This window comes from Pseudoalteromonas sp. SR45-6, assembly GCF_014163545.1.
GTDB classification, from domain to species: Bacteria; Pseudomonadota; Gammaproteobacteria; order Enterobacterales; family Alteromonadaceae; genus Pseudoalteromonas; species Pseudoalteromonas rhizosphaerae.
The window spans coordinates 1-20,019 of sequence record NZ_JACJDM010000052.1; the positions used below are offsets into that span (position 1 = coordinate 1).

Sequence of the window (20,019 nt, forward strand, 5' to 3'; positions counted from 1 at the left end):
TATAAACTTATTATCTTCAAAGGCTGTGCTCACTGACGCACCTTTACCTTTCGGATACGTTTTAACACGTAGTCTAAACGTGATTCTGGTTGTGTTGAGCGCTTTAAATATGGCGGCGCAGTTATACTGATTTACATCGAGCCGTACACCTTGCCCACTTGATAAATCAGTCACTAACACATTATCCCAAAATGTTTGTCGCCAATTTTGACCTTGCCCAACGCTATCACCTAAAACGAGATTTTGGTATTCATCATTCTTTTTATCTCTTTGTTTAACGTCAAGCTCAACATCAATGAAATTAAACGCCGTGTTTGTTGGGCAGGTTAAAATTAAATATGCTTCTGTGGGATCTTCATAGGTAGTAATAGCACCTCGCTCAGTTGCAATAGTATGTATATCTTGCTCTTTTTCTACATTATCACTGTGTACTTGTGGCGCTATGGTTAATTGCGCAAAATCTTGTAGGGCATAATCAGGGCGTGTTTTCCAACTACTACTGTTATCATCGCCATAGGCATCTGTGCCCCACGGGCTGATTTTCATCCAGGCTTCTATTTCATCATCAACAAATAAATAGTAAATAACAGCACCAACCAACACAATAATCAGGCCAATCCAGCCTAATCGTGAACCCACTTTAATTCCTAAAAGGAGACCTCTTAGTGCAATGGCGTCACCCACCGTCATCAAAGTAAAACCGACCCCAATGGTTAATAAACCAAACGCGGCGTCATTATCGCCTCGTTTAATGGCATCGTAGCCATCTATAAAGCTCGTAGCACCACTGTAAATTGACGCAACAATATTCGCGGCATACATAGATACTGAGTACCAATAAACACGTCGAACCCCTTGCGGTACACTTAAATCACCGCTTATTAAGGCTGTCATTTGCTCACCTGTTGGCATACCGTATTTCATTACATAGGATTCACGAACAAGGGTCAGTACCACAGCGGTAAAATCGAGTGCGCCACCAGCAAACACTTTTACGCTTTTAGCCGTTAACTCGAACTGCTCAATACTTCGGGTTAAATTTAATACCTCAAATAAGCCAACTGCACCCAAAATACCAATATTTGCGCGACTTAACCTATTTACACTTGTATTGGATAAAAACCTTTGATTCGCTAAATGCTCAGTCGCCGTTGCAAGTTCAGCTAGCTTTTGGTTTAAACGTTGGTTTGTGCGTACATCATCCGCTAACTTTAATTGATTGTTTTCCAATTGCGCAATTTCATCTTTTAGTGATGTAACATTTAGTTGCTTTGCATCGACCGTTTCTTTTAATGCGATAACATCAAGCTTTAGTTGTGATGCCCCTTCCCCCGCTAAGACACCTTGGGCTTTATCTGCTATGTCCAGTAGGTGGGTTAGTTTGTTTCGCAAATGCATAACATCATCTACCGTGGCATTGATTGGCCCGCGTGCGGTGGTAATGTTTGTACGACTACGATTTTGCGCACGCACTAGATCCCTAATTTCTTTACTTAATTCTTGCGCAATCTCAGCCCTTGCTCTTGCATTTAGGGGAATAAACCCTTTTGAAAACTTACCGTTATGGTAATCTTGGGCAGTCATTTCAAGTACGGTAAATTGACCATTCTCTAATTGATTTATTATTCGTAGCGCTGCCATTAAACCTTTATTTTTACTTAACTTAGCACTGCCTGTTTGCGCTAACTCTAATTCAATATGAGCCAATTTATTATTTATATTGCGTAATGATTTTTGTGCTTTATTTAATTTGCTATCAACCGCGCCAAGTTCAGCTTTTAATTTGTCAATTTCAGGTTTAGCTAAAGCATGTTGTCTTCTATATTCTGCATCTGTTTTATTTAGCCCTTTAACTTTATTAGCTAATACTTGCTCTGCTTGGCTCAGTTTTGCTTTTAATTTCTGCTTTTGCGCTGTTTGTAATTCAGCTTGTTTTTTTAACTGCTCTTGTTGCGCTATACCCGCTGACTTTTCGCTTTGGACTTGTTTATTAAATGCAGCAGCTGTTTGTGCTTGCCCTTGGTTGGCGCTTGCGATGAGTGATAAATCTAAATACCCTGTCGCCATCCCCATAAGTGCTTGTGCTAGTCGCCTACCGATTTGTTCAACTGCTTCCTTGTCACCTTCGTTAAAGGAGTTATCTTCTGCAACCATTTGGATGCGTTCAATACTAAATTTGGGATTGAATTTATCACTGTGATCTTGTGGGTCTAGTTCTATACCGGCGGGCTTAGTTGCCGTTGCAGGTTTTTTCGGCTTACCAAAAAATAATTCAGAAATAGGATGCGCTGGCTCTGATGGGTGTTCACCTACAAGTTTTAACATAATAGAGGAGGTGGTTGTAGATGTTGTTAAGTTATCCCAATCCCCTTTATCGAGTATGATTGTTGGAAACTGACTCGCTGGGTGAATTTTTAATACTAAAGCAATATCTTTTATTACATCAAAGCCCGACGCATAATGTGCGTTGTAATGATATGCAAAATCCTCCATACAATGCACAAACTTAACAGTGTTAATATCTTGTTCTAAAATTTCGATAAGCACTAGCTGCTGACTTTTTATCTCATCCGCTAGGGCTAATAAACGATCATATTTTAAAAACGTTTTTAAGTTTGTTTCATTTAAGCAGCTAGAACGCCAATTTTTTATTTTATTTGCAAATTTGAGTTGCTCAGCTTGAAGTCTCTGCGCGTCTTTATCACCTTTGATGGTAATATCACCGTCTAAAATGGCATCATTCATTTGATAAAAACGGTTTATCATCTTTTCAGCAAGTTCAAAGTTTGCTTTTTTAATGGGATCTTTAATAACTTCTTGGCCATCGGGGCCAAGCTCTACACCTTTTACCTCATAAAGTGTACTGGCAATTTCAACTTGTAATTTTAAAATTGCATCAACGTAATTTCTAACAACAGACAGTCCATTATTTAAAATAACTTTAGCGAATTTATCTGCTGCGATATGTGGGATTTTGCGGTGAATTTTCGCACCATTTTTAATAATACCCGTCTGTGTGAACCCATTTTCAAAGTCAGATAAGTTATCTAGTCTCTGCATTCTTTTATTGCGAGCAGTGGTTGAAACACCTCTGTTTGGGCAATCTCTTTCTTCACTGCTTAATGGGTCACCATAATTTAGCCTTGGGTCTGATGGATTCATTCCTCCTAACTTTAAGATTTGTGACCACGACCATTGCACTTCTGAGAATGCCATTTCAACAGAACACTGTGCACCTTTAATCTTATTGGGGACAATGATAGAGCTAAGCGCTTGCCCTGTTGCGTCTCGCCTTCCTTGTTTTGCGTACGCTTTATTTTTATTTTTTTTCCATGGTAAAAAACCTTTCTGGTAAGCTAAATTAACATCTCTAAATTTAACCACACCACATTCTTCTACAATAACCTGAAGTTCACGCCATAGATAACCATCTACATAAACATATACATACCCAGCAGATAAGTTAGAAATATAATCATCGCTTTCATCTTTTGTATCGTAAATCATTGGGTAGGTACAAACTAATTCTATATCAGCAACATTCGATCCTGTTTGCTGTGCTCTTGCTTGATAAAGAGGGATTTTATAGACTTTGTCTGTTTCGTTCGGATTTTTGTCATCGCGAATAATAAGTGATAAATTCTCTTCATCCGAACCAATCCCTTCAAATACAAGCTCTCGATGCGCGGCTTTAGTTAAAACTTGATCTGGGCTACAAACATCACTCATACGATTGACACTCCATCTTCATCTAACTTTTCAGATCCTGATATTTTAATAACTATTTGTTTGTCACCTTGTCTATCTGCCAAACTATCCCTCACTTGCACGCTCAACCCTCTTGGTGCGGGGCCGCCTGATTGCATAAGTGGCGCAGGTGGGGTGTTTTTAGAATTGGAGATCATCGGGTCACCTTGGCGTACAGCGGGTTTACCTTCAATTAATACATTAAACGAGCCCATGATAAATTCAGCTTCACCGTCGTTTTTCTTACTCGCGACGCCTTTTTTATCACCAGGGGAGTCACCTGAGCTTTGTGAAAAAGTGCTATTTATATTAGCGGCGCCATTGCCATTGACTTTTACTGAGCTGGCAACATCTGTAACGTCACTTGATTGCGCTTTATTTGCGTATGGAATTGGTACAACGCTAGTCCCAATTGTGGTTAAGCAGACATCCACCGTCATAAGTTTACCGCCACTATCTTGATGTACAGCGGTGCGACCATTTATCAGCACATTTTGCCCCGATACAGCTTGTACTTGTGGTGCTTGTGAAGCTGTATCTTTAATAAGCTGCTCTTGGTTACCGGCTTGCCAACCTAAATGCGTTGATACTAAATCTAAGAATGCTTGCGCGTTACTAACGGGTTTATTTACATCCATATTAGTTTGCGGTTCATTCCATGGCAGCCTAGGTTCGTTTTTTTGGCTATCCCATTGTGGCGGTGGAATAATATAATCAGGTATAAAAATATTTACCATTTCACCGAGGGTTTTCTCGCGGTATTTTGGCCTGGCAATCTCAGCTAAAAAGGCGGCGTCACCACTGGCTTTATCTTCAAAAATAGCGATACCGTTAGCTTTACCTAGCGCACCATTACTGCGGGCGCTATTGTTAAGCCCTAGCAATGTTGAGTTGTTATGTCGCCATGTTACTGAGCCACCGGTGCGCACATCAGCGCTCAGCGCATCAATATCATATTGTACGCTGCCTGTTTGTTTGCCTGCTGCGGCGTTAATATAAGGCATTATTTTTCACTCCTTGAAATTTTGACTAGCTGCTCATTAGGTGCATTAAAAATAGCAAATACCTGCTCAAGTGAGCGCGTAAGCGGGTTGCATAAATAGCTTTGTGCTAGTGTAAGTGCCGCTAATGAGTTTGCATTACCTTGATGGCCTATCGTCGTTGCTAACTCTGCACACTCAATGAGCGGCTGGCTTTTTTTGTACAATTTTTGTGTGTAAGCAAACCATTTTTTTTGCCAAGTAAGTGATTGTTCGCCCACAAATAAATAACGGTCTTGGCTGGTGCAATTGGCCTGTGCTAATTGAGCCGTCATTTGGCCGTCATATAATTGCGCGGTAAGCTTGCCTTGCGGGTGTATTAACAGTGCATATCCACCTTCGCCATATATAACGCCCGGTGGGCCGTTTAATACTTGCACGGTGCAGCGTTTAGCTTGTTCACTCACATATTGATAGCTATTACATGAATCCACAGCGATTACTAAGGTGTCGTTGTTTATGGTGGTTAAGTCACATGTTGGCATCTGTGAATAGGCGGGTATTTGTTCTGCAATACACTCTTGGAGTAGCTCAGCGAGTGTTTCATCGCTTATCAGTGGCTGTTCAATTTCATCAACGGGCAGTAAAAATACAATTTGGCTAATGCGGTTTGTTTGCCTTAACGTGGCTATATCAACTTGCTCAAGTAGGTGCGAGAGCATTAATAAACAGCGCGTGACTCTATCGAGTTGCGCAAGTTCGTCTATTTCAACAAAAATATACGGCGCATCTAAACTAATATCACATCGAATTAATGCCTTACTTGGTTTAGAAAAAAGCATTTTATTAGCCACTGCAGTATACAAGCTGCTTGATGTACAGCCGGCAGCATTAATATGATAAAGACTGTCAAAAGTAAGTTGTTTCATATTAATTTTCTTTACCGCTATTTTGTTCTGAGGCAACGAGTATTTGACTATTTGCGCCTACTTTTTCAAGACTAATATGACCGCGCCAAAGCAGAGAAAAACACTGGGCGTCGGAATCAATTACTAAGGTGTCGCAGCGCATGGTTAGCCGCTCGCGGGCTAGTGTATTTACCACTTCCACAATAGGTTTTTGGTACGGCAGTTCTATACGTTGTTGTTGTCCGTATTGTTGTAATGGATAAAGCCCTGTTAACTGAAACGCCCAGCCTTTGCCAAACTCGGCTGCAACTTGCTGATCAATGGGCGCTGTGTTGTATAAATCTTTTGGCTGTGTTGTTTTAAACGGGTACTCTCCCGCCATAAGTGCTGTTTCGTCTATTTCTGGTAAGCGTTCAACTCGTGGCGACCAATGGCTTGGTATGGCCGAAAAGCTTGCGACCGGTGTGCTGTGGCTAGGTTTTCTAAGTAATGAGTTAGCGTATTCAACACTGGGTAACTGCTGGCCAACCGCGTGCTTATTTTTAAGTTTAAAACCACGGCCGATTGGGTTTTCTAAGAACGTGTTGCTCTCGTTATTTAGCTCTTTGCCACCAAAAGCCTGCATATAATTGAGTGCCACTGGGGTAATAATATCTGGATCTGTAGCTACTGGTCCAAGCAACGAACGTCGCCAATAACGCGCTCCGGTTACACGTAAACGCTTTTTAAACAAAGGTTGCGAAGGCGAATCAAGACCCAGCTCAACCTCAATAACGCGCGCGTCTTTTCCTTTTGGCGGATAAGCAGTGCAATTACCATATACTTCAAAGCCATACTTAAAAGCCACCTGCTCGTTTACTTCACAAATCGGTGAGCTGTTAGGATCGCCTTGGTAATCATCAGCAATAACAATCTCAGGACCGGGTTCAATGGCTGTAACGTTGCCTTGCTCATCAAACTCAAAGCTTTGTTTTACCACCACCACTTGACCTTCAGTACTGTCTTCTAACCAGCCGCTAAACGTGCTGGCTTGCCAAGGAGAAAGATTATGAAGCATGAACGTTCTCCACTTTTTCACTTAACAGTAATTGCCACTGCGATGCACTTTGCTGGACATGAAATAAACCACATGCACTTGTTAAATCAAAATGAGGGGCAATAACACGTTGTACTAAAGAGCCTGCTAATTTAGCGAGTTTTTGTGCGCTATTGGCTTTGGTAAAACTAATGCCCATTAAAAGTTGCTCACCTGCTTGCATTGCAAACGCTTGCCTTACGTGCTCGGCATCATCAAGGTTAATGCCGCTTTGCGGTTTTACTGCATTGTTATCACTGACGACTGACATTTTTTCAGCTTTGGCAAGCGGCCTATCTGTTAATGTGAGCCACGCTGCATAAGCACTTGGTTGTGTTACTGCGATGGTCATTAAATCCATTACCAATGGCAGCGCTTGTTTATAAACAAAATGACTTAATACAAACGAGCAGTGCTCTGGATTTGCTTTGCAAAATAATGCACAGGGTTCGTACCAACGCGTGTCATTAAGTAAACCCGCTAAAGCGAGTAATTGTGCTTTTTGCTGTTCATCTGCGGTTTTTGCAAACACTTTAAATAGCTTATCGCTTACATCGTCATGCCCTGCACAATAACTATTTACTAACGCAGCAAAGGCAATCTCAAAATCTTTGTGTAATACCGCTGCGAGTAATTCACTGGTTGTAAGAGGTTGTGAAAATAATAAGGTTTTAACCACGTTTTGGGGTTTTTCTTTACCTTCAAGTACACTGGTGCGTAGCGCTTTTAAATCGTTAAGCTGCCAATGCTTTAAATTATGTTGAAGTAATTCACACTGCGCTAATTGCTCACTGCCTCTTAAGCTATGAAAGTAGGCAGTAAAGTCATCAATAGCAGTAATGAATAAATCAGCCGCTATTAAACGATATACTTCACTATGTTCGCTATTTTGCTGTGCAAGTTCACACAAAGCCTGCCATGTTAACTCGCTTACTTGGGTTAAGTTTTGCGCTGAAAAATAATCTGTTGGCGCTTCGCCTGCCAACTCACTTAAGGTATATAAATGATTGAGCATTTGCGTGTCGATCACGCTAAAACGTGCCAACGAAAACGCCCCTTGCTGCAACAGCTTTTGCCGGTGCTTTAACAAGGTGGTGAGGCGCTGATTATGAAGTTTTACTTTATATACAGGTGCGAACATAGTGCTAATTAAGCCTAATTGGCCAGCCAGCCAAGGTAAGGTCTTGCTCGCTGTTTGCTGTAATATCTTGCCCTTCAAGCACGATAGTGCCGTCTGCATATACCTCAACACTACCCTTGGCCGTTTGTAGGCTAACACTTTGCTGGGCTTCAATAACGATATGCCCTTGCGAATTATTAATTTGCGCGGCAGGTGCTTGATCCGCTTGCGCTAAGAGCGCCGTTACAATAAAGCCTTGTGCGCTATGTACAAGTAATACATTAGCCCCTACTTCTGCGATGCTGACATGTGCGCCTTGCGCAATAACTTGATGTTCAACATTATTAATTAATACCGCTTTTACACGGCCAAAACTGTCGACACGACTCACACACGCTAAATGTTGATCGTGATTGAATATACTTTGGATCTGAGCGCTCATAATAAACTCCTTTTCAACTAGTTATTACTAATTGCACTGCCTTTCACGGCGATATTACTGGCCGATAAAGTAATACTTGTCGCATCAATGGTTAAGTTACCACCGGCATCAATTTCAATACTCGCACCGCCTTGACTCAATTGCAGTGATCCTTGACCATCCGCTTTAATGGTAATATTTGCGCCACTACTAATTTCTATATCGCCATTGGGGGCTTGCAGTTCTAAATTGCCGTCAACCGAATATGCGCTAACATCTTGTTCACCTTGTAATTTAAGCTCTTGATCCGCTTTAAGCTCTAAGCTGCCATCGGTTGCTTCAATACGTGTGTTTGAGGTGGCTTTGAGGGTTAAATCTGCCGCCGATGTTACTGTGATATCCCCTTCGCGGGTTTGCATTTGCAAGTTATTCTCTACCCGCGTAGTAAAGTCATTGGCAACCGTAAAGGTGGCGTCGTTTTCAGCAACAAATTGCAGATTTTCTTTCGCTGATATTTTTACATCGCCATCTACAGACTTAAGCGTTGCTTGATGTGCGCCATTGGTGGCATCGAGTAATAGTTGGTTTTTATTATTTTTATTAGCAAGGCTAATTTTTTCTTCGCCTTTTTTATCATCCATTATTAAACTGTGGCCAGCTTTAGTAACGAGCTTATTCTCGGTCGGATTTTGGCTGGTAACTGGGTTAGGTGCATTTTGGTTGTATAACGCACCTAAAATAATGGGTCTGTCTAAATCGCCATTTTCGCCACAAACTAATACCTCAGTACCTTGTGTAAGCGGAAAGTGCATGCCATGACCACTGCCACCATAAGGTTGCATTAAGCGTGTTGGGCGGCTTTGTTGGCCTTCACCATCTTGATTAAATGGCAGTTTTACTACGTAATTACCATCATCATCAATTTCTTGCTCTACTAGTGCGTTAAAAGTTGCAAATACACGTCTTTCTGGAAGTAACTGTGCTTTAAACTGTTGATCCGATGGGACCAAGTACGCCTGATTTTTATAAGTTAAGCCTTTTACGTTAGCGCCATATTCCACACCTGCTTGCTGGCTACCCTTATGATCAACACGCACAACCAAATATTGGCCATTATGATCTGGATGATCATAAATAGTTAAAATCATTCCTGGTCTAAGCGCCCTGCAATCACTGTCGATAATCAATTGCTCTCGTTGACAATCAAACGCTTGCTGACGCGTTTTAGCAAGCGTATTGCCCTCGCCAGAAGTTGCATAGTTATTACCATAATGACTGTCTTCACCAAATCCTGGTTGCGAAGCGCTATTTTGCGCCGATACCTGTAAATTACCTGGTGCGCGGTAGTTATAATCGTTTAACGCAATACTTTGCGGCTGAAGTTGGGCTTGGCGACTAATTGCGAAGATTGTTTCGCTAGTACGTACTTGCCCAGATGGTGGCACATAACTTAAGTTTACTTCATCAAACAGAGCCGCAATATCTTTGCTGCTATTGCATACTTTAAAAGTGCAATCCGCGTCAGTTTGCTCAACAAAACTATAAACAAAGCCATGTTTACGCATTAAACGCGTAACAAATTCATAATCAGTTTCGTTATATTGCACTGTCATATCGAGGCTAGGGCCGCTGGCTTGCATGCTAAATTTTTGCATTGGGAAGCCCGCTTTATTAAACACACTTTTAATAATGGCAGCGGGATCCATCGCTGTAAAAACACGATTGGAATGTTGATGCTTAAGTAAAGTTAAATAAGAACTCAACACTAACGTGTAATGATAACCTTGGTGACTTTTACCATGGGCTACAAAACGACTTAGTAAACCTGAGATAGTCCGATCTGTCATAGACCACACTAAACTCAAACTGGCATCTTTACCTAGCAACGTTTGCGCAGTTAAATGTTCCTGACTCAATACTTGAATATTAAATTCATAGTCTTCACATAAGCTATCATTAATTGATGTGAAGTCAGTTACCTGCACCATGCCATCAGGTAAGCCTTGTATACTTACGCTAAAATGACTGGTATTCGCTTTATGTTCACTAAAGATGTCCATGAGTCCCATTTTCAATCCTTTTTTATCTATTAAATTAGGCGTTATCGGCAAATATTGCGGTGATTTCGTCTTGCTCATCAACCGTTAACGTTAAAATATCTGGCATATCTTCTTGCGCCATATATTCCAAAATAGATTTAGCAATTCCCGGTAAAATTTGTCTTTCAATGACTGCATTTACCATCCGAGCACCGCTGTCTGAAAGCTGGCATTGCTGAGTTAACTTACTCAATACACTTGCATCAACACGCAGTTGCATTTTATGATTTGTAGCAAGACGCTTAGCAATCGCTTCTAGTTTTAAACTAACAATTGCTTGCAGTGCATCTTGATCAAGCGCTAAATAAGGCACTACTTGCATGCGTGCAAGTAAAGCTGGTGCGAAGAATTGTAGTAACTGTGGCTTAATTAATTCACTTAACGCACCAATTGACGGCACTTGCCATGGGCTACCATCTTCATTAATCGGTGCATCCGTTGGATTGAGTGCGTCATTAATGGCTTGCTGCTGCTCAGTCGGTTGTTCTACATCATCGTCTTGCTCTGGACTCAAATCGATCACTGTTGGTGGTGTGCATGCATCAATTAGCTCTGCTGAACCTAAGTTAGACGTCATGATGATCACGGTGTTTTTGAAGTCAATTTCACGGCCTTCACCATCACGCATATTGCCGCGTTCAAATACTTGATAAAACATGTTAAGCACATCTTTATGCGCTTTTTCTACTTCATCAAGCAAAATTACTGAGTATGGGCGCTGTCTTACCGCTTCAGTTAATACACCGCCTTCACCGTAACCTACATAACCAGGAGGTGAACCTTTAAGCTGCGATACTGTATGCGACTCTTGATATTCACTCATATTGATAGTGGTTAAGAACTTCTCGCCACCAAACAATTGCTTAGCTAAACAGCGGGCTGTTTCAGTTTTACCAACACCGGAGGGTCCGGCAAGTAAAAAGACCCCTAACGGTCCTTGTTCATTACTGATCCCCGCTTTGCTGACACGTAATGCTTGCGCAATTTTTGCCATACCCGCTTGCTGCCCGATCACTTCTTGACCAATTGCCGTTTCTAAATTAATGAGGTTACTGATCTGATCTTTAACCATGGCACCAACAGGTACACCGGTCCACTGAGAAATTATTTGTGCCACTGCATCAGCATCTACTTCGCTAAATAAGCCATTATCTTGACTGTTTTGCTCTTTTAAAGTTTGGCGCAAGCTAAGTAGTGCAGCACTGTCTTGTTCGCTTGCATTGGTTGCTTGTTTAAACTCGTTGATCTGGCTTAAAGTGGCAATTTGTGACTCACGAGCACTGGTTAATGCAGCAAGTTTATCTTGTGCAGTATTTAACTCTTGCTGTAAGTACAATAACTTATCCATATCGACAGCTAAACCTTGCTCGCTTTCACTGGCAATACTGGCAATCCGAGTTTGTAAATAATTTATATGCTCTCGCTCAGATTCAATTGCCGCAGGATCAGTTGCAAACGACATTCTGACGCGAGCTGCTGCTGTATCAAGTACGTCAATTGCTTTATCTGGCAATTGGCGGCCTGTTATATAACGAGCTGACAATACAACAGCCGCTTCAATGGCATCATCGGTAATTTGGATATTATGATGTTGCTGATATTTATCTTTTAAACCCGCTAGCATAAGTTGCGCAGCTTGCTCCGTTGGCTCATCGACTTTGATCAGTTGAAAACGACGCTCTAATGCGGCATCACGCTCAAAGTACTTTTTATACTCACTCCAGGTGGTTGCTGCCACTGTGCGTAATTCACCTCTGGCAAGAGCGGGTTTTAATAAATTAGCCGCATCGCTCATACCGGCATCGCCACCCGCACCAATTAAGGTGTGTGCTTCATCAATAAACATAATGATCGGCGTGGTTGAGTTTTTAACTTCGTCAATTACTGTTTTTAAACGGCGCTCAAACTCGCCTTTAACACCTGCGCCAGCTTGTAATAAGCCCATGTCTAAGACTAATAAACGCACACCTTTTAATTCATCAGGTACTTGACCATCAATAATACGCTGTGCAAAACCTTCTACTACGGCGGTTTTACCGACTCCCGGATCACCCACTAAAATCGGGTTGTTTTTACGACGACGACATAACACATCCACCATCATGCGTATCTCGTCGTTTCGCCCGAGTACAGGATCAATTTTTCCTTGCTTAGCTTTTTCGGTTAAATCTTCACAATATTCATCAAGCGCGCCGCCACCTTCACTTTGGCCATTATTTTGCGTTTGCTGAGCTGTTTTTGCCTGTGGGTTTAAACGCTCGCTTGAGTTTTGACAAATTTTATCGAGGTTTTCGGCTAAAAAGCGTGAGTCAATTTTATCTAGCAACGCTGGTAATTGAAGCACAGGGCTATAAGGTAATAGCTCCGTGAGTGCATCAAGCAATGCAGCACCGTTGATCCAATCACTTTTATGCTGCACATTAGCGCTCAACCATGCGCGTTCTAACCATTCATATAAACGACGAGAAAACACCGGCTTACTTTGGTTACCCGCAGGTTGGCGATTTAAAAAGTCAAGCAACTCATGCCATACCGCATCTTGATTAATATTAAAAAAGTGAAATATTTGTTCTAAATCGCCACTACTGCCCTCTTCCATCAACTTAATTAGTAAGTGTTCAGGCAGCACTTCAAAATGACTACGACTGCTAGCAAACCCTGCAGCAGACTCAAGCGCGGTCGCGGTATGGCCATTTAGCTTGTCGATAAGTTGTTTAATGCCTTTTGCATCCATTGTTTTGTCCTTAAATCTGGTTTCTTACTAATGTTGATATTGAAGATGGGTATAGCTGTGTACGGTTGTGTTTGCCGCAGCACTACCTAAATAACTGTTGTGTCCAAGTATTAACGGTGACACACCGATTGCCTGTTGCTCTACAGCTTCGTTAGCCACTTTGATTTGGCATAACCACTGCACATTATTTGGTAAGTGAGTGCTTAATAACGCCGCCATTTTTTTACCTTGCTCATGCAAAGGGTTCAAACTAATGGCAGTTTCACTGTCTACAGGGCCGATGGCAATTGTTAAAATACTGCCACTTACTAATACTTTGCTACCTAATACCGCAGAACCACCAAGTACCATTTGGGCATCATCACCAAATGTACTTGGGGCATCAATTGTTTGCCAATTAGCGCGGGTATCGTCAACGTGCAGCTCTTTCACTGCAAGTGTATGTTTAAGTAGTTGAGTTAAGCCTGCTGCACTGGTTTGTTTTAAGCTAGCAATGCCGCATTGTACTTTTTGATCTGTTTTTGTAGATAAAATGGCTTCTATTAAATGATCAAATTGATCTGCACCACGTCCTGCAACATTGATTTGTGACTTTTTCCACGCCTGAAAAAGTTGGCAATATAAAATATGATTAAACATATCTAAAAATTGCCGAACCCTGTCACCACTTTCGTCATCACTTGCTGCTTGCTCTAACAGGTAATGTGGCATCGGCGCATCAACACCATACAAACCCAAGAATGACGTTGATAAACTGAGTCGCCCGCGTCCTTGGTTATCTAAGCTACACGCACGTACATCGGTTGCTGGAAAGCCAAGCTCTTTATAGGGCTTAAACATCACCCGCTCACTAATGCCTTTGTCAAGTTCGTGAGGCGTTGCCCAATGCTTTTCAATTAAGCTCATCGCTTTAAATAAATTAAACTGCCAAGGCTTAGCAATTAATTGCTCAATCGGTTTGGGCAATTTAGCCCAAACGGGATGCTTTATGGCTGGTTCATGCACACTCATAATTGATAACTCTTGCCCGGCTCAATATCCCAACACCAGGTTTTATAGCTAGGAATAGCATTAACGCGAGTCTGCACACTTTCATTAATTGGTGCGTACATTAAAAAGAATTGGTGCAACATATTACAAAAATGATAAAGATCGGCATCGCACACAAACTTACTTTCATCGATATCAATTAATACATCTACGCCTTTAATAAAAATTCCACGCTTTATTTGGCTGATCGGAGTAGCCGTTATTTTTTGAATGCTCTCAATACGCAAGCGATTCTCAGCTTTTTGCGACCAATCAAATAGCACTAATAAACGTTTAAGCTCGGTTACTTGAGTTATTTGGGAAAACTTAACATTAAGTAAGCTGATCAGCTGCCAATGTTTTGGTTGATCTGGGCACGGTAAATAATTAGTAGGCCTAATAACATTCTCAACCTCGGCAATACTTGGCATATCGCGCCCGCCAATATTTAAATCACCTTCTTGCAGTAGTTGCCGAGGCCAGCCTGCATTAAAAGCAGTTAAATCAACAGATAGTGTTTCTTTTTCATCATTTAGATTGAAAGGCAACTGTAAGTAATGAGTTGGCGCAGCTGCACCCACATCTTTAGTTAATACGGTAAATAGCTTTTTCTCATCTTCAAATACACTTTGATAACGAGGTGTATAATCATAGGTTTTACCACTGAGCGAGTTGCGCCCCATTACCGAATCGACGGTGTAACTGAAAATATGATCGGTACGATTTTGATCTGCGGTGATCATATAGTCGGTACGATTGGGTTCGATTCTGATTGGCTCTGCCGCTTGGGAAAATAAATTAATTGCAGGCACGCAGTTTATCAGTAGGTTTTCACGGGATAATTGGTGTCCGGGTGGTAATTTACTTGAGCCACGAAAAACTATTTCAAAGCGGTCTATATGATCTGCAAACTCAACGTCTTGCAAACCTGTAAAAGTTAAAAAGTAAAAACGATCTTTGGCATTAAAGTAATCTAATAATAATGCATAGCCTGGATGGCTTTGCTCAGCACTCGGTAAAAGAGCCCCATCAATATTTAAATAACTGGCACTGCAACCTTTTACTTTAAGCTTTTTATTATGCTCAAAATGCGCAGGGCCAAAATCAAGTTCAGCATGTTTCTCTGCCGTTTGCAGCAGCTTAAATAAAGAGCTACATAACGGGGTATCGCCGCGTAAATAAAACTGCAAGTTTGATAAGTCATAATTTTTACGCTCACCTTGGCATACAAAACGTAAACCAATGCGCAGCTCTGCACCTAAATGTGATTCTTGATAGCGCACATGCTCAACATCGAATGGTGCTACTGTTAGATTATGCGTGGTGGTAAAAGTAATATTTTTATGATCAACAACAGCGGTATCTGCTTTTAATGTGAGACCCTTTTCAATCATATGGGTCTTCTGCATTGCCAGCTTAGGGCTAAATTTCACTACCGTACTCGAAGGGTAATAACTAAGCAGAATAGGACATAATTGACGCAGCACTTGCTCTGACACTTCTGGTACTGATTCATCCAAGCGTTTTTGTGTGTGCGCAGTTAAATACGCCATACCTTCGAGTAAACGCTCGATATGCGGGTCGCGATCTTTTAAGGCATCAATATTTAACATGCCCGCATGCTCAGGATAATGTTGTGCAAACTGTTTACCGGCCTGCGTTAATAAACGCATTTGAGCATCAAAATATTGCTGCATTAAAATATCCTTTTCATTGAAATATTAATCACCATTTTTAGCGTGCTGCATTACATCAGCCTTACCGCCTGATTCAAACCGCGTGTTTAACTTAATACATTGGCCACTGGTTAGAAATGCTTGAATATCCAGTCGGATCACGCAATTTTCTTCACGTATTTCCATTGGAATAACATTGGCATAACGCACTCTTGGCTCATATTTCTCAATCAATTTTTTAACCTCAAACGCCAAAGTATGTTGCGAATAAGGCAAACCTTCGTAAATATCTTCAACATCGGGCAAACCATAATCAGCCAAATGCTTTAACACCCCACGGCGAGCATTAAGCAGCTCATTAAGATGGTTACAGACACTATTTTGCTCATCAGTCTGAAAACCTTGATGTCCATTACGAATGACAGGTTGAGTTAAAAAATCGAATAACGCCATGAACTTACCTCTGATAAAAGGATATGCTTGCGCATATCCTTTAAAAATTCCGACTTATCGACCTTCAGTCCAAGAGTCAGAGAACTCGATGTTGCCATCAAGGTATGTCCAAGTAATGCGCTTATAACGTAAACATACTGTTTCAAGGTGCGGATAACGCTCCTTGTCTAAGTCTTTTACGTTGTGCATTGTTGGTGAGATTGACGTAATTTTTACATCTTCCAACTTGTGGCAGAAATACTCACGCTCAGTCCCTGTGTCATCGATACGGTACCATTTAAGCTCAAGTTGCTTAAGTGTTTGACCGTTCGAGCACGCTTTATACAGATACGGTGTAGCTGCATCTACCGCTTTAGTAATTACAAACGGTTCATGCTTACGTGTACCTGTAAGTTCACCCGTGTCGTTATCTGTAGGAATGCGAAGTTCATGATCAAAGTGTAGGATCTCAATTGAACCTTCACGCTCTGCAACAGTTACAGAACCTTTGATGTCATTACCTTGGTCATCCTTTAACCACATATACGCTGGAATTGCCATTTCATTATTCTCCTTTTAGAATGAAGTGTTTCCTGTTAGTTGGCATTGGCATAAACAACCATGTTTATGCCCCCCAAAAAGCCCTCTGCTTCATGCCACTGGGGAACATGTCCCAAGTTGGATGCAACCAACTTGGGGCAATTTTTTACAAAGACGGATTATCTAACTCTAGTATTAGCGACATCGCGTCAAATGGAGTTTGCAAAACAGCTAACTTTTCGAAATGTTGCTGTACACTTTTAGGTAATTGCTTAAACTTATACTCTGCGTCTAATTCAGATACCCAAGTACTTGAAACAAAACTATCAATATCGTTCTTCACCTTGCTCGGCGTAACTGCTTTGTAAAAATAAGCTGCTTTTAAATAGCTTTCGTACTGAATTTTCATACAAGCACTCAGCGCAGAATAATGCATATAATCAATAGCAGTCTTTGTCATTTCTAAGCTAATACCATCGATTTGTAATTCAGTGCTGCTTATTTTCTTCGCATTTGAAAAACATTTATCCATCTGCTTTTCAAATGCGATTGTTGCTACCTGTAGCTTTTGCTTTGCAAAAAACACTTTATTATCACTGGCTATTGCGTTGGCTATACAAGCCAAAAGCAAACTGAGTAAACAGACCATTTTAATCATTTTTACAACCATTTATCATCGCCTTCCAAAATTCTCGCTCTTTATATGAACTACTATTTCTATACGCACTATATGAAATTTTTTGTAATTCATATCTTTTAATTTTTGACACCGAGGATAACGATTCAGCCATCAGGGCAAAATCTGTATTAGATATATTAAATTGTGCAACCAAGGCCCCATTACCTACAAAAATTGCAGCTAGACTACCGAAGCTCAGCGCTTTTGTAAGTTGATCAGTATGTTTAGTGAGCTCTCTAGCTTTATCTAAATACTCTAGATTTTTTTTAGAAAACTCCAATCCACTAATATTTGGACACTTCATTTGTAAACTCCTTTTAATGCCCCAAGTTGGATGCAACCAACTTGGGGCAATTTTTTCCATCTACATTTTTACACCAACCAGCTACTCACCAAATTGACGTATTTACACTTTAAAAGCCTGCGTTAAATGCGTTTCATCGGCGGCTTGGCAGTTCATTTTTCGCCAGGCATCTGCCCTACTAATGCCAAACGCACATCAATACCTTCCACTTGGAAATGCGGCACTATGTAAGTACTAACGCGGTAATAACCAGGGTTACCCGGAATTTCAGCAACAGTCACTTTGGCATCTTTTAATGGGTGCGTTGCAATTAACGACTCATCTGGGTTGTTCATTTTCGTAACTAACGCACCTAACCAATCATTAAGCTGCTGCTCTAATTCGTGGCGTGGTTTGCTAGAACCTATGTTTTCACGTTGTAACACTTTTAAGTAATGCGCAATGCGCGATACTAAGAAGATATACGGTAAACGCGAGTTAATACGTGCGTTTGAGGTTGCTTCTGGCGTTTCAAGCACTTGTGGCTTTTGCGCACTATTAGCTGAGAAGAAACACGCAAAGTCTGAATTTTTATAATAACTAAGTGGAATAAACCCTTGGTTAGCAAATTCAAGCTCTTTAGTCTCTGAGATCAATACTTCTGTTGGGATCTTAGTTTCTGAGCCTTTACCTGCTTCGAATGAATGAAGTGGTAAATTCTCAACTTTACCGCCCGACTGTGGGCCACGAATGTTAACTGCCCAACCATTATCATGGAAACTGCGAATAATATTGGCGGCAAAAGCAAACGTTGCGTTACCCCATAAATAGCGCTCATGGTGTTCACTGTTTACATCTTCTTGGTAGTTAAAGTTACGCAGTGGATTAGTTTCACCATACGGTAAGCGCAATAAGAAACGTGGGAACGCTAGGCCGATATAGCGTGAATCTTCTGATTCACGGAAGTTTTTCCAACGTAAAAATTCAGCACGCTCCATGTACGAACCAATATCTTGAATTTTAGATACTTCATCAAGTGAGTCTTTCAAGAAAAACTTAGGTCCTACGCTGCCCATAAATGGGCAGTGCGCCGCAGCTGATACGCGTGAAATTTCTTGTAGTAATGAAACATCTGGCGCTGAACAATCAAACTCAAAGTTCGATACCATAGTCGATACCGGTTCGCCACCTGGGGTGTCGTAATCTGAGGTATAAACATGCTTGTACAATGCTGATTGCGTGGTATCAGGCGCTTCTTCAAAGTCATCACGCAGGGTTTCTTTATCAACGTCGAGCATTTCGATTTTGATGTTGGCATTGTTTGGCGTGCGATTAATTAAATAACGTAATGAACGCCAAGCTGATTCCATTTTTTGGAAGTTTGGATTATGTAAAATCTGGTCTAACTGCTGTGAGATAATCGTATCAACTTTCGCAATATAGTCATCTAACAACAACTTATCGATACGCGTAACTTCTTGGCCGCTGCTGCCAGCCATATCTAAAAATACATTGATTGCCGCTGTTAAACGCTCATTCGCACGGGTTTCAGCAAGGTTGCTGGCATCACGAAAAGTGTCTAATTTGATCTCATCTGCAACTGGGGCAATATCGACCAAGTTACAAAGGCTTTCGTAGGTTGATACCGGAGCTTGCTCAATTGAATGAGCTGCAACGTTTAATTGTTCTTGCATTGACATGGTAACGTCCTTATTCAGTAACTGGGTGTTTTTCGTCTTCAGAAGCAAGCGGGGCAATTTCATCCAGCTTAGCTTTTAACTCATCAAGTTCTGGCTGGTTTTGTAATACCCGCTCTAGTTCTTTACGTAATGATGAGTTATCCAAAAGATTCGATTTCAAGTCACGCAGTAAGTTACGCATTGCCATCATTTTATTTAACTCAGGTACCTGTGAAGCAACTGATTCTGGATCAAACGATTTAAACGAATCAAACTGTAAATTCACGTTGATCTCGCCATCGCCTTTGATCTTATTAGCAACTTGAAAGTTTGCCTTTGGTGCCATATCTTTTAACACTTGCTCAATATTATTTTTATTGATTGTTACGCGTTCACGCTCAGCAAGGTCTTGGGTATTTAAACCATTAGAGTAATCACCAATTACCAGCATTTTTAGTGGCAATTCGCTTTTTTGCGATGCGCCATCCGTATCAAGCTCTAAAGAGATATTGATCCGAGCTCTTGGGATCTCTTTTTGAAATGTATCTGTCATGTTTCTTCCTTTGCAGTTTGTATCAATTCCAATTAACCTCGACCCATTAGTCAGGCTCTTGTAA

Annotated in this window: 15 protein-coding genes and 1 pseudogene; all 16 read right to left on the reverse strand. The window is 41.1% G+C overall.

The window, feature by feature from the left end; translation table 11 throughout:
- A pseudogene (locus H5158_RS18075) lies at nucleotides 1–3,729 on the reverse strand (hypothetical protein); the annotation flags it as partial.
- Nucleotides 3,726–4,751, reverse strand: a complete 1,026-nt coding sequence (locus tag H5158_RS18080; protein ID WP_182719404.1) for a DUF4150 domain-containing protein — start codon at nucleotides 4,749–4,751, stop codon at nucleotides 3,726–3,728. The pseudogene H5158_RS18075 and the gene H5158_RS18080, both read right to left, overlap by 4 nt.
- Nucleotides 4,751–5,656, reverse strand: coding sequence for a hypothetical protein (locus H5158_RS18085; protein ID WP_145242471.1), 906 nt, complete (start codon nucleotides 5,654–5,656; stop codon nucleotides 4,751–4,753). Before H5158_RS18085 ends, H5158_RS18080 begins: the two co-directional genes overlap by 1 nt.
- Before the next feature lies 1 nt (nucleotide 5,657).
- Nucleotides 5,658–6,692: a DUF2169 domain-containing protein gene (locus tag H5158_RS18090; RefSeq protein WP_182719403.1), complete on the reverse strand. Its 1,035-nt coding sequence runs from the start codon at nucleotides 6,690–6,692 to the stop codon at nucleotides 5,658–5,660.
- Nucleotides 6,682–7,851 carry a hypothetical protein gene (locus H5158_RS18095; protein WP_145242475.1) on the reverse strand — a complete coding sequence of 390 codons (1,170 nt, stop codon included), beginning with the start codon at nucleotides 7,849–7,851 and terminating at the stop codon, nucleotides 6,682–6,684. The genes H5158_RS18090 and H5158_RS18095 overlap by 11 nt, the downstream gene beginning before the upstream one ends.
- Before the next feature lie 4 nt (nucleotides 7,852–7,855).
- Nucleotides 7,856–8,272 carry a hypothetical protein gene (locus H5158_RS18100; protein WP_182719402.1) on the reverse strand — a complete coding sequence of 139 codons (417 nt, stop codon included), beginning with the start codon at nucleotides 8,270–8,272 and terminating at the stop codon, nucleotides 7,856–7,858.
- 17 nt (nucleotides 8,273–8,289) lie between these two features.
- The gene (locus tag H5158_RS18105; protein ID WP_182719407.1) at nucleotides 8,290–10,311 is read right to left on the reverse strand and encodes a type VI secretion system Vgr family protein; all 2,022 of its coding nucleotides are present in this window, start codon (nucleotides 10,309–10,311) and stop codon (nucleotides 8,290–8,292) included.
- Between the two features lie 34 nt (nucleotides 10,312–10,345).
- Nucleotides 10,346–13,084 carry a type VI secretion system ATPase TssH gene (gene tssH, locus H5158_RS18110; RefSeq protein WP_182719401.1) on the reverse strand — a complete coding sequence of 913 codons (2,739 nt, stop codon included), beginning with the start codon at nucleotides 13,082–13,084 and terminating at the stop codon, nucleotides 10,346–10,348.
- 27 nt (nucleotides 13,085–13,111) lie between these two features.
- Nucleotides 13,112–14,095, reverse strand: a complete 984-nt coding sequence (gene tssG, locus H5158_RS18115) for a type VI secretion system baseplate subunit TssG (RefSeq protein ID WP_220491355.1) — start codon at nucleotides 14,093–14,095, stop codon at nucleotides 13,112–13,114.
- Complete coding sequence (tssF, locus tag H5158_RS18120) at nucleotides 14,092–15,810, reverse strand: type VI secretion system baseplate subunit TssF (RefSeq protein WP_145242483.1); 1,719 nt, start codon at nucleotides 15,808–15,810, stop codon at nucleotides 14,092–14,094. The genes tssG and tssF overlap by 4 nt, the downstream gene beginning before the upstream one ends.
- A gap of 24 nt (nucleotides 15,811–15,834) precedes the next feature.
- A complete protein-coding gene (gene tssE / locus H5158_RS18125; protein WP_145242485.1) occupies nucleotides 15,835–16,242 on the reverse strand; it encodes a type VI secretion system baseplate subunit TssE in 408 nt (135 codons plus the stop codon).
- A gap of 54 nt (nucleotides 16,243–16,296) precedes the next feature.
- Complete coding sequence (locus tag H5158_RS18130; RefSeq protein WP_007584479.1) at nucleotides 16,297–16,782, reverse strand: Hcp family type VI secretion system effector; 486 nt, start codon at nucleotides 16,780–16,782, stop codon at nucleotides 16,297–16,299.
- Nucleotides 16,783–16,927: 145 nt separating this feature from the next.
- On the reverse strand, nucleotides 16,928–17,431 hold the full coding sequence (locus H5158_RS18135) for a hypothetical protein (RefSeq protein ID WP_182719400.1): 504 nt from the start codon (nucleotides 17,429–17,431) through the stop codon (nucleotides 16,928–16,930).
- Nucleotides 17,412–17,804, reverse strand: a complete 393-nt coding sequence (locus H5158_RS18140) for a hypothetical protein (protein WP_182719399.1) — start codon at nucleotides 17,802–17,804, stop codon at nucleotides 17,412–17,414. Before H5158_RS18140 ends, H5158_RS18135 begins: the two co-directional genes overlap by 20 nt.
- 92 nt (nucleotides 17,805–17,896) lie before the next feature.
- On the reverse strand, nucleotides 17,897–19,423 hold the full coding sequence (gene tssC, locus H5158_RS18145; protein WP_145242487.1) for a type VI secretion system contractile sheath large subunit: 1,527 nt from the start codon (nucleotides 19,421–19,423) through the stop codon (nucleotides 17,897–17,899).
- Nucleotides 19,424–19,433: 10 nt separating this feature from the next.
- On the reverse strand, nucleotides 19,434–19,955 hold the full coding sequence (gene tssB / locus H5158_RS18150; protein WP_145242489.1) for a type VI secretion system contractile sheath small subunit: 522 nt from the start codon (nucleotides 19,953–19,955) through the stop codon (nucleotides 19,434–19,436).
- Nucleotides 19,956–20,019 lie beyond the last annotated feature (64 nt).